The following is an 11,159-nucleotide window of genomic DNA, read 5'->3' on the forward strand; positions in this document are numbered from 1 at the left end:
CTGGTTCCCTTCGTCGGGATGGCAACGGCGCGGGTCAGGAGCGGGCAGGCAGGCCGGCGGCCGCACGGGCGGCAGCGAGGACGGCGACGTGGTTGGCCGTCGAGCCGTCGAACCAGCGCTCGCGAGCGTCCCGCAGGAAGTCGACGGACGCGCGCATCTCGGCCATCCCGTCGACGCCGTCCTCGATGCTGATCCAGCCGTCGTAGCCGGCCTCGCGCAGCATCGGGAAGATGCGGTCGTAGTCGTTGAGCCCCCGGCCGACCACGCCGTGACGCAACGCCGGTGAATACCCGAGCGTGCCGTCGGCCTGCCGGAGCGACTCCAGGTCCGTGCCGGGCTCCAGGTACCGATCGGAGGCCTGCATCGAGACCACCCGGTCCAGCACGCCGGCCAGGAACTCTGCGGAGTCGACGCCCGCCACGATCGCGTTGGACGGGTCGTACTGCACGCCGAAGTGGGAGCGATCGGGGATGCGGTCGAGCAGCGCGTGGAACCGTTCGGGGCGCTGCGCGAACTCGGGATAGCGCCAGGTGCTGGCCTTGTAGTGGTTCTCGATGGCGAGGGTGACGTCGAGCTCGCGGGCCAGTGGCAGTAACTGAAGGATCGCCTCGGCAGCCCGGTCGAGCCCGTCCGCCACCGCCACCTCGGGATGGGCCTGGCCACTGAGCACGCGACAGATCGCGCCCGGCCCGCCGAGCCGGGCGGTGATCCGGATCATCTCCGCTTCGAGCTCGATCTCCGCGCGACGGATTTCCGGGTCGGGATGGGTGAAGTCCGGTGAGGCACACAGCATCGGCATCACGAACCCCGCGGCGGCGAGCGCCTCGCCCACACGGTCGACGAACGCGTCGTCGCGCGACCAGAAGAACCCGGTGTGCAGCTCCAGGCCATCGACGGGAAGCGTCCGGGCCTCCTCGATCCACTCGAACACCGACTTCGTCCGGCGTACGGCGATCGCCTCGATGTCACCCTTGGGGAAGGCAGCGATTCTCATGCGCCCGCCTGCCGGTGCGGGCCCTCGGCGAAGACCGAGTCGAACGCCGCCGACGGCCGCTTCCACAGCAGCGAGCGCACGTGGGCCAGCGCCGCGGGAGCGCCGTGCATGCGGTCCATCCCGGAGTCCTCCCATTCGATCGAGATGGGCCCCGCGTAGCCGACGGCGTCGAGCGCCCGGAAGGCGTCCTCCCACGGGATGTCGCCGTGACCTGCGGATACGAAATCCCAGCCGCGACGCGGGTCGCCCCACGGCAGGTGCGAGCCGAGGCGCCCGGAGCGCCCGTTGCGCGGGCGCAGCCGGGTGTCCTTGCAGTCGACGTGGTAGATACGGTCGGCGAAGTCGACGATCAGCCCGACCGGGTCGACGTCCTGCCACACCAGGTGGCTGGGGTCCCAGTTGATCCCGAACGCGCTGCGCCGGTCGATCGCGTCGAGCGTGCGCGCGGTGGTCCAGTAGTCGTACGCGATCTCGGACGGATGGATCTCCATCGCGAACCGCACGCCCTCGGCGTCGAACACGTCCATGATCGGGTTCCAGCGCCGCGCGAAGTCCGCGTAGCCCTCGTCGATGACGGCGGCCGGCACCGGCGGGTACATCGCGACGTAGCGCCAGATGCTGGAGCCGGTGAACCCGGTGACCGTGTCGACGCCGAGCCGGCGCGCCACGACCGCCGTCTGTTTCATCTGCTCCGCGGCGCGGCGCCGGACGCCCTCGGCGTCGCCGTCACCCCACACCGCGGGTCCCACGATCGACTCGTGCCGGAAGTCGATCGGGTCGTCGCACACCGCCTGGCCCCTGGCGTGGTTGGAGATCGCCCAGACGCCCAGTCCGTGGCGCTCGAGGATCTCGCGGCGCGATCGCAGGTAGGACTCGTCCTCCAGCGCCCGCGGGACGTCGAGGTGCCCGGTCTTGCAGGAGATCTCCAGCCCGTCGTAGCCCCACTCGGCCGCCAGCCGGGCGACCTCCTCGAAGGGCAGGTCGGCGAACTGCGCGGTGAAGAGGGTGACCGGCCTGCTCACAGGCGTGCTCACGAGGCCCTCATGACCGACTTGATGTTCTCGCCCTCGGCCATCGTGCGGAACGCGGTCTCCCAGTCGGCGAGCGGGTAGATCCCGCCGAGGACGTTCGCGGTATCGAGCCTGCCCTGCGCGAACAGCCCCAGTACCCGTTCCCAGGTGTTCCAGGTGTGGGAGTAGGAGCCGTAGAGCGTCACGGCCTTCTTCACCAGCGGGTCGAGCGAGAAGCCCAGTGGCTGCGGCCCCCAGCCGACCTTCACGATCGACCCCTGCGGACGCACCATCTCCATGCCCTGCTGCAGAGCCGCGCTGACCCCGGTCGCGTCGACCACGACGTCGGCTCCGAGCCCGTCGCCGAGCGCGGCGACGACCTCCGTCGGGTCGGTCGCGGTGACGTCGACGGTGTGATCGGCGCCCATCTCGCGCGCCTTCGCGAGCCGGTGCCCGTCGATCGAGGTGCCCAGGACGACGACGGTGCCGGCCCCGTTCAGCCGGGCCATCTGCATCGCCAGCACACCTATCGCGCCTGCCCCCTGGATCACCACGACGTCGCCGGGGTGGACCGTGCCCCGCTCGACCACGGCGTTGTAGGCGACGGCGAACGGCTCGGTCATCGCGGCCTGGTCCAGCGTGACGCCCTCCGGGACGCGGTGCAGCACGCGCGGCTCGGCGACGAGGAACTCGGCCATCCCGCCGTCGCGGCGCAGGCCGTAGCCCTGCCGCTGCGGGCACAGGTTGTACCGGCCGGTGCGGCAGAGCGCGCACACGCCGCAGATCGACGCGGCCGTCTCGCACACGACGCGGTCGCCGACCTCCCAGCCGGTGACACCCTCGCCGACAGCGGCGATCACGCCCGCCGTCTCGTGGCCCAGCACCACGGGCAGGTTGGCTTTCGAGCTCGCGCTCTGGGTGTTGTGCCACATGTGGATGTCGGAGCCGCAGACGCCGACGGCGGAGACGGCCACGAGCACCGTCCCGGGCCCCACGGACGGTGCCGGCACGTCCCGCAGCTCGACGTCGCCGTCCCGAAACCCGTACTTGACCAGCGCTTTCATCGTGATCACACCCTCCAGTTGAGATGCTCAGCCGGCGAACGGCAGCACCGGTGTTCCGCGGATGCCCACCTCGGCGGCGAAGATCGCCCCTGCGCTGGGCTGCTCACCGGCTGGCAGTCCCTCGCGGGAGGTCGTGACGTAGAGCGTGGAGCGGTCGGCGCCGCCGAACGTGCACGAGGTGACCTTGGTGACCGGCAGTTCGACCACCTCGTCGAGGCGCCCGGCCGGGTCGTAGCGATGCACGGCCGACCCGCCGTAGAGCGCGACCCACACGCCACCCTGCTCGTCGACCCAGAGCCCGTCGGGGCCACCGGCGCCGTCGGCGACGTGGACGAACGGGCGCCGGCCCGCGATCCGCGCGCCGTCGACATCGAAGGCGTCGACGCGCCGTGTGGGGCTGTCGACGTAGTACATCGTGGCGCCGTCGGGGCTGAAACCGATCCCGTTGGAGATCGTCACGCCGGACAGGACGTGCTCGACCCGACCGCCTGGGTCGAGCCGGTACAGGTCGGCGCCGCCGGGGCGGCGGTCGTAGGCCATCGAGCCGCAGTAGAGCCCGCCCGCGGGATCGCAGCCGCCCTCGTTGAGACGGCGCTCCGACCCCTCCCACAGCGGGGGCAGCTCCGTCACCGACCCGTCGGCGTCCTCCAGGCGGAAGCCGCGCTCGGTTGCGATGACGCAGCCCCCGCTCCGCCGTGGCCGCACGAGGGCCGCGACGGGAGAGCCGACGCCGTGGCGGGAGACCCGCCCGGTGGCGGTGTCCAGCGAGAGGACGTCCCCGGCGAGCATGTCCACGAACCGCAGGCCGCCCCAGCCGTCGAACCACACCGCGCCCTCGCCGTGGTGGGCCACGGGCTCGGTGATCTGTTCGGCTTTCACCACATTCTCCGGCCGACCCCGGTCACTTGATGGAACCCGCGGCCAGTCCGCTGACGAAGTAGCGCTGCAGCAGCAGGAACACGACGACGACCGGGAGGCTGACGACCAGTGACGCCGCCATCACCTGGTTCCAGTACACGTTGACCTCGGTGGCGTAGGCCTGCAGGCCCACCGCGAGCGTGCGGCTCCCGGTGTTGGTCATCACCGAGGCGAAGAGGATCTCGCCCCACGCGGTCATGAACGAGTACACCCCGACGGCGACGATCCCGGGCGTCGCCACCGGGAGCACCACCCGGAACAGCGCCCCCATTGCCGTCGTGCCGTCCACCCGGGCGGACTCGTCGAGCTCGCGCGGGATCTCGTCGAAGTACCCGGCGAGCATCCAGATCGAGAACGGCAGCGTGAACGTCAGGTAGGTCAGGATCAGGCCGAGGCGGGTCTGGTACAGGAACGTGAACCCGGCTGCGCGGTCGATGTTGACGAAGATGATGAAGAGCGGCAGCAGGAACAGCACGCCGGGGAACATCTGCGTCGAGAGCACGGTGGCCGAGAACAGCCGACGGCCGCGGAAGCGGTAACGGGAGATCGCGTAGGCGGCGAAGGTGGCGATCACGACGCTCAATGCCATCGCCGACACGCACACGACCAGGCTGTTCACGAAGTACTGCGCCAGCGGGATCGTGGTCCACATGTCGATGAACGGCTGCAGCGTCGGCTGTGAGGGGAACCACTCGAACCGGCCCGTGACGGCCGAGAGCGGCTTGATCGCCGAGGTCACCATGACGTAGAGCGGTACGGCGGTGAACAGCGTGACGACGATCAGAACGACCCAGCGGAACAGCTTGAACGAGCGCGGCTCATGCAGCACGGCGGCGCCCCCTGTTGCTCAGCAGCATCCAGACGCCGGCCACGACGAGTAGGAAGAGCAGCATGAGCACGGACATCGCGGCTCCGAATCCGAAGTTCCAGTTCAGGAACGAGCTGTCGTAGATGTGGACGGACAGGAGGTTGACCGACTCGGGCGGGTTGCTCCCGAACAGGACGTAGGGAGTGTTGAACTCCCGGAACGTCCAGAGAGTGAGCAGGAGCAGCAGCACCGAGTTGATCGGCCGGAGCATGCCCAGGGTGACGTGGCGCAGCTGCTGCCAGACGCTCGCGCCGTCGAGCGCCGCTGCCTGGTAGAGCTCCTCGGGGATGCTCTGCATCCCGGCCATCGTCATCAGGAAGGCGAAGGGGAACATCTGCCAGATCGTCACGATCGTCGTCGAGATGAACGCGTTGGTGCCCAGCAGCCAGAACGTCGGCTCGTCGACGATCCGCAGGCTCGTGAGCACCTGGTTCACCAGCCCGTTGTCGCGTTGGAGCAGGAAGCTCCACGTGATGATCCCGGCGTAGGCCGGTAGCGCGTAGGGCACGAGAAAGAGCGTGCGCAGCACGCCCCGGCCCCGGAAGCTGCGCTGCAGCACCACCGACGCCGACATACCGATGAGCCAGGAGATCCCGACCACGAGCACGGTGAACAGCACCGTGATCAGGAACGACTGCAGCACCGAGAGCCCGAGCGAGCCGGAGAGGTCGAAGGCCGCGCGGTAGTTGCGCGTCCCCGCGAACGGGGCCTGCGTCCAGCGGGCGATGTAGAACTGCGTGAGCTCCAGGAAGCTCATCCCGATCCCCGCGAGCATCGGGACGATGTGGATCAGCAGCTCCATCACCAGCGCCGGCGTGATCAGCAGGTACGGCGTGATCTTCGACCAGGGGATCGTCCGGGCCCGCTGCCGTCCCGGTCCGTCCGGGGGAGGCGACGGCGGGGCGGGTTGGGGGCCGCCCGCCACCGCCGTCTTGCTCGGTGTGCTCATCAGCTCGACGCCGGCATCTTGTCCTGCGCCTGCTCGAGCGCGGCACGAACGTCCTCGGTGTTGACCTGGCCCTGGGTGGCGGCGCGCGCGAAGAGCTCGACCACGGCCCCGCCGACGTTGGTCTGGTAGGCCTGGATGTTCGGATTGGGCTGCAGCGGGATCGTTCGATCGGCAAGGATCTGCTGCCACGCTTGTGCAGCGGCCGGGTCGCCGAACGTCGGTGCCGGAACGCCCTTGACCACGGGCAGCGACCCGTAGGCCTCGCTCAGCGTCGCCTGCTGCTTCGGGTTGGTCATGAATTCGACGAACTTCAGCGCCCCGTCGCGGTTGTCGGTGTTGCCGAACACCGCGATGTTCGTGCCGGCGGCGAAGCTGCCGATCTGACGCCCACCTGCCGGCAGGGGAGCGGGCGCGGGAATCGGCACGATGCCCCACTGGCTCGGGTCCATGCCGTTCGCGACGAGCGTGGTGCGGGTGGCGTTTTGGCCGAACATCATCGCCGCGTGGCCGCCGGCGAACCGCGCAGCCGACAACTGCCCCTCGGAGAACTGCGCGTCCCCGCGACTGACCACGCCGTCGGCGGCCATCAGGTCCACGTACTGCTTCACTCCCGCGACCATGCCGTCGTTGGTGAAGTCCGGCCGGCCCGACGCGTCGAACGGTGAGCCACCGTTCTGCGCGCCGAGGATGTAGGACAGGTGCATGCCGACGTTGACGGTGGCACCGGGCAACGTGAACCCGTAGCGGTCCGCCGCGGGGTCGGTGAGCCGTTGCGCGGCTGCGACCATCTCCTGCCACGTCGTCGGCGGCTGAAGGCCGGCGTCGGCGAACATCTTCTTGTTGTAGTAGAGCGCGTAGACCTGGCTGTAGAGCGGCAACGACGTCGGAGGCCCGCCGTTCACGTCGGCGGCCGCGAGGGGCGCCTCCACGAACTTGTCCTTGCCGCCGACCGCGGTGAACGCGGCGTCGTCGAACGGCAGGAACGCGCCGGTGGCGTCGAATGTGGCGGCGTTCGTGTTGCCCATGTTGATCACGTCGGGGCCGATGCCGCTGACCGCCGCCGCGAGTGTGTTGTTGGTGAGGTCGGTCCACGGCACGACCTCGAGATCCACGGAGATGCCGGTCTGCTGCTCGAACTCCTGCATGAGGGGTTCGAGGATCTTCCGGTCGTCGTCGGGGCTCGCGCCCTGGACGCTGGCCCAGTAGGTGATCGTCCGGCTGTCGCCCCCGGACTGGCCCCCGCCGCCGCAGGCCGAGAGGGCGCCGACGAGTAGCGCGGCGACCGCCGCGGACACGATCCTGCGAGTTCGCATGACAGGCCCCTTTGCCCAGCCGCACATCGGCACGGCGTTCAATGTGGTGACATTCCTACACATTTGATGGAGTGTGTCAAGGCGGCCGGCGACCCGCGGTGCCGCTGCTCATTCCGCGCGTGGTGAGCGTCATGTCACCGCTCGTCCCTACCGGTCGACGGTGCCCCGTACCGGCCCACCGGCGATCCGGACGAACGGGATCGACGTGCGCTCGTGAGCCGGATCAGGCCGCTGACATGCGGAGTTGCTCGATGAGACGCAGAACTTCGTTGCAGTCGGCCGGATCCACCGGCACCGCGCCGCGCCCCCGTAGCCAGTTGGCGACGGCGTCGTAGAAGCGAGGGTAGGCCCCACGCTCGGTGGGCATCCGCACCAGGTCGGAGCCGTCCACACCGAGGGTGCCGTGGTTCTCAGGCGGCGTGATCCCGTAGTGATCATCTGTTGGAAGCACCCCACTTGCCAGCGCCGCCTCCTGCCCGTCGAGGCCCCACGTGACGTAGGAGCCGGCCGAGCCGAGCACGCGGAACCTCGGGCCGGGCTGCGAGCCCCAGTGGCTCATCCACAGGTGCGAGCGGACGCCACTGCGGTGCCGTAGCGCGATGAAGGCGTCGTCGTCGTTCACCGAGCCCGGGCGGTGAGTGTCGATCTCCCCGTAGACGTCCACCACGGGGCCGAAGAGCTGGATGGCCTGATCCACGAGGTGGCTGCCGAGGTCGTAGGTGATGCCGCCGCCGTCCTTGCCGGGGGTGGCGCCGCGCCAGCCCGTCCGCGGGGCCGGGCTCCAGCGCTCGAACCGTGACTCGAAGCGGTACACCTCACCGAGCGCGCCCTCGGCGACGAGCCGGCGGACGGTCAGGAAGTCGCCGTCGAGGCGACGGTTCTGGAACACCGTCAGCGGCACGTCCCGCTCGCGCGCCAGCTCCACCAGGTCGCGGCCCTCCTGAGCCGTCACGGCGAACGGCTTGTCCACCACCACGGCGAGCCCCGCCTCGACGGCCTGCCGGGCCAGCGCCACGTGGACGTCGGTCGGCGCGGCAACGACCACGAGGTCCAGGTCGTGGGCGCGCGACCACACCTCCTCGACCGAGCCCACCACCCGCGGCCCGGCCGAGGTGGCGGCGGCCTGCGCGGCCCGTTCCCGGTCGGACGTGACGACGAGGTCGAGCGCGAAAGCCGGGTTCGCGGCGATCAGCGGCACGTGGAAGACGCGCCCGGCCAGCCCGTAACCGATCACGGCCGTACGCAGCGGCGGTTTGTCGACGCTCACGACAGGGTCACGGCCAGCGGGTCCCAGTCCTTCGTGAGGAGCTCGGGCCGCCGCACCGAGCTCGCGATCGGGACGAACGTCGCCGTCTCGACCGACTCGACGATCGCGGCCATCGTGTCCAGGACGTGGAAGGCCAGCGCGCCGTCGGCGCGGTGTGGCCGGTCCTCTCGGATCGCGCGCGCGATGTCCAGCACGCCGAGCCCTCGCCCGCCGACCTCGGTGCCCTCGAGCGGCACCGGCCGCCAGTCCAGCGACCCGCGCTCGCGGATGCGGATGTCGCCGGTGAAGTGGTTGGGGTCGGGCACAGCGAGGGTGGCCTCCGTGCCGGTGATCTCGACGAACCCTTCGCGGCGCAGTGGTGAATCCCAGCTCCAGACGCTCTGGGCCGGCTCGCCCGACTCGAACCGCAGCAGGGCACCGACGTGGGTCGGGACCGTCACCGCGAACTCCTGGCCCGCGCGCGGGCCGCTCTGCAGGACCCGCACGGGGGCTGCGGTGGATCCCATGGCGGCGACCGCGCCGACCGCCCCGAAGAACTGCACGAGCGCCGTGAGGTAGTAGGGCCCGAGGTCGAACAGGGGTCCCGCCCCCTCGGTGAGCAGGATCTCGAGCTTCTGGTGGTCGGGGACCGGGCCGGGTGTCTGCAGGAGCGTGAGCCCGCTGAGCGGGACGCCGATGTCGCCACGTTCGACGACGCGCCGGCACGTCTGCAGGCTCGGCCCGAGGAACGTGTCGGGCGCGCCGCCGATGCGCACGCCTGCGGCCGTCGCCTCGTCGAGCAGGCGGCGCCCGGAGGTGCGGTCGAGAGCGAACGGCTTCTCGGAGAAGACGTGCTTGCCGGCCGCGATCGCGGCCGAGGCCACCTCGGCGTGGGCGACCGGGTTCGTCAGGTTGACGATGATCTCGACGTCGTCGCGGGCGAGCGCCTCCTCGACGCCCGTGGCCGCGATCCCGTACCGAGCGGCCTGGGCGGCGGCCCGGTCCGGGAACCGGTCGGCCACCGCCACCACCCGCACGTCCGGGTAGGAGGTGAGGTTGGTCAGGTACTGGTCGCTGATGACACCGGCGCCGACCAGGGCGACGCCGACCGGGCCTCCGGTCACCGCGCGGCCTGTAACCCGGTGAGGTAAGCGTGGCTGTCCCGCGCGGCGTCGAAGATGTCGCCCGCGAAGTCGTCGAGCTCCACCACGACGACCTCCACGGCGTCCCCGGCAGCGATGATCGCCTCGATCGGCAGCTTGCCCTGCCCCAGCGCGACCTGATCGATGTTGTCCTTGGAGATCGGCCCGTCCTTGATGTGGATCGAGCGCACCCTCCCGCCCAGCGAGCGCAGCAGCGCAGGCACGTCGGCGCCGCCGACCGCGGCCCAGTACGTGTCGACCTCCAGCAGCACCTCCGGGTCGAGGTGCTCGGCGAGCACCTCGAGCCCCGAGCGGTCGCCGACCCGGCTCTCCAGCTCGAACGCGTGGTTGTGGTAGCCCAGCCGCAAGCCGTGATCGGCGGCCTTGGTGGCGATGGCGTTGAGGTCGGCGGCGACGCCGGCGATGCCCTCCTCGGTGGTCCACCGCTTGTCATCGGTCATCGGGTCGATGACCGTCGTCACCCCGAGCTCCCGCGCCGCCGCGAAGACCGCGTCGTGGTCGAGCCCTCCGTCGGTCAGCCGGGCTGTTGCGGTCGGGAACGCGAGCCCGTTCGCGTGCAGGGCCGCCACGAGCTCCGGCTGGTCCATGAGTTTCGGGATCGACGGCTCCACCTGCCGGTAACCGATCTCGGCGAGCCGCGTCACCGTGCCGGTGACGTCGGCCTCCAACGCATGCCGGACGGTGTAGAGCTGGATGGACACGATGTGGGGACCGGACACGGCTCTCCTTCGAGTGTGTGCCACGCGGTGCGATAAAAGCGAAAATACCAACATTTTCTCGGCCGTCAAGGCGTCCGAAGACACGCATCTGCTGTCTGAGCGCTGGTGCAGTCACCGACGCACTTGCGCCGAACGCAGCGGCTGCCAGTCGGGTGTGAGCTTCCTGTGGTAGCCCGGAGTGATGATGTTCCCCCGGTTTCGCGGAGCCGGGTTGCTGGATGATCACTGGTTCCAGAAGCCTGGAGGACCGCTCCCCATGCCGAAGCAGTACCCGCCGGAATTCCGGCGGAGGTGCTGCTAAAGCTGATCACAGCTGGCCGTCGCGTCTCGCAGGTCGCAGCGGATCTCGACATCAGCGACCAAACGACCTGCACCCCGCGGCGTCCGGAGCTGGTCGACATCGGCGAGTTGCCCGGCAGGACCAGCGCCGACAACGCAGAGCTCGTCACCACGGCGGCGTGCGGCGCCGACCTGTTCGATGTTGGACGGGCGGCTCCCCTCTCTGATCTGGGCAAGGGTCGAAGTCCGACGTGGTGCTGTTGCACCGATCCGGCGTCCACGACGTTGACGGCAATGCGTGCGTCGTCCTCGAGCGGCAGCTTCTCGCCAGTTGCCTAGTAGTAGGTGCTCATCAGCGGGCTGTAGACGGACGGCGGCGCGCAGCGCCGGCAAGGTGTTGAGCGCCCGAGCCGATGAACCGGTGCCACCTCGCCGAGCCGAGTGAGTCCTCCGTGGACGTCAAGGTGGTGCCGGACCTCGGCCTCGGTGAGGCCGGGTGCGAGTGAGAGCACGAGACGGCGCCGAACGGCGTCGCATCAAGCTCGGCGAGCCCTGATCCCGGTCGCGTCCCGTCGAGTGGTGTAGCTCGGTCCGGGTGAGGCTCTGCGGTTCAGATCATGCCGTGATCAGCTCTGA

10 protein-coding genes are annotated in these 11,159 nt (G+C 70.1%); all 10 read right to left on the reverse strand.

The genetic code is table 11. The features are described from left to right. Positions 1-34: 34 nt before the first annotated feature. On the reverse strand, positions 35-994 hold the full coding sequence (locus tag MMF94_RS40845; RefSeq protein ID WP_241042871.1) for a sugar phosphate isomerase/epimerase family protein: 960 nt from the start codon (positions 992-994) through the stop codon (positions 35-37). Beyond that, positions 991-2,016: a sugar phosphate isomerase/epimerase family protein gene (locus MMF94_RS40850; protein WP_241042883.1), complete on the reverse strand. Its 1,026-nt coding sequence runs from the start codon at positions 2,014-2,016 to the stop codon at positions 991-993. Before MMF94_RS40850 ends, MMF94_RS40845 begins: the two co-directional genes overlap by 4 nt. Positions 2,017-2,024: 8 nt before the next feature. Beyond that, positions 2,025-3,068: a zinc-binding dehydrogenase gene (locus tag MMF94_RS40855; RefSeq protein ID WP_241042872.1), complete on the reverse strand. Its 1,044-nt coding sequence runs from the start codon at positions 3,066-3,068 to the stop codon at positions 2,025-2,027. A 27-nt stretch (positions 3,069-3,095) separates the two neighbouring features. After that, positions 3,096-3,947 carry an SMP-30/gluconolactonase/LRE family protein gene (locus MMF94_RS40860; RefSeq protein ID WP_241042873.1) on the reverse strand — a complete coding sequence of 284 codons (852 nt, stop codon included), beginning with the start codon at positions 3,945-3,947 and terminating at the stop codon, positions 3,096-3,098. A 22-nt stretch (positions 3,948-3,969) separates the two neighbouring features. Next, on the reverse strand, positions 3,970-4,815 hold the full coding sequence (locus MMF94_RS40865; RefSeq protein ID WP_241042874.1) for a carbohydrate ABC transporter permease: 846 nt from the start codon (positions 4,813-4,815) through the stop codon (positions 3,970-3,972). After that, on the reverse strand, positions 4,805-5,803 hold the full coding sequence (locus tag MMF94_RS40870) for a carbohydrate ABC transporter permease (protein ID WP_241042875.1): 999 nt from the start codon (positions 5,801-5,803) through the stop codon (positions 4,805-4,807). The genes MMF94_RS40865 and MMF94_RS40870 overlap by 11 nt, the downstream gene beginning before the upstream one ends. Further along, positions 5,803-7,116, reverse strand: coding sequence for an ABC transporter substrate-binding protein (locus MMF94_RS40875; RefSeq protein WP_241042876.1), 1,314 nt, complete (start codon positions 7,114-7,116; stop codon positions 5,803-5,805). Before MMF94_RS40875 ends, MMF94_RS40870 begins: the two co-directional genes overlap by 1 nt. A 223-nt stretch (positions 7,117-7,339) precedes the next feature. Beyond that, on the reverse strand, positions 7,340-8,383 hold the full coding sequence (locus tag MMF94_RS40880) for a Gfo/Idh/MocA family protein (RefSeq protein WP_241042877.1): 1,044 nt from the start codon (positions 8,381-8,383) through the stop codon (positions 7,340-7,342). Next, positions 8,380-9,486 carry a Gfo/Idh/MocA family protein gene (locus MMF94_RS40885; RefSeq protein WP_241042878.1) on the reverse strand — a complete coding sequence of 369 codons (1,107 nt, stop codon included), beginning with the start codon at positions 9,484-9,486 and terminating at the stop codon, positions 8,380-8,382. Before MMF94_RS40885 ends, MMF94_RS40880 begins: the two co-directional genes overlap by 4 nt. Further along, positions 9,483-10,244, reverse strand: coding sequence for a sugar phosphate isomerase/epimerase family protein (locus MMF94_RS40890; RefSeq protein WP_241042879.1), 762 nt, complete (start codon positions 10,242-10,244; stop codon positions 9,483-9,485). The genes MMF94_RS40885 and MMF94_RS40890 overlap by 4 nt, the downstream gene beginning before the upstream one ends. Between the last annotated feature and the right edge of the window lie 915 nt (positions 10,245-11,159).

Origin of the sequence: Pseudonocardia alaniniphila, from assembly GCF_022524485.1 — a bacterium.
Taxonomy (GTDB): Bacteria; Actinomycetota; Actinomycetes; order Mycobacteriales; family Pseudonocardiaceae; genus Pseudonocardia; species Pseudonocardia alaniniphila.

Excerpts from the sequence above, each read along its gene's own strand:
- MMF94_RS40870 (WP_241042875.1), bottom strand. The coding sequence starts at position 5,803 with ATGAGCACACCGAGCAAGACGGCGGTGGCGGGCGGCCCCCAACCCGCC.
- MMF94_RS40855 (WP_241042872.1), bottom strand. The coding sequence starts at position 3,068 with ATGAAAGCGCTGGTCAAGTACGGGTTTCGGGACGGCGACGTCGAGCTG.
- MMF94_RS40845 (WP_241042871.1), bottom strand. The coding sequence starts at position 994 with ATGAGAATCGCTGCCTTCCCCAAGGGTGACATCGAGGCGATCGCCGTA.
- MMF94_RS40875 (WP_241042876.1), bottom strand. The coding sequence starts at position 7,116 with ATGCGAACTCGCAGGATCGTGTCCGCGGCGGTCGCCGCGCTACTCGTC.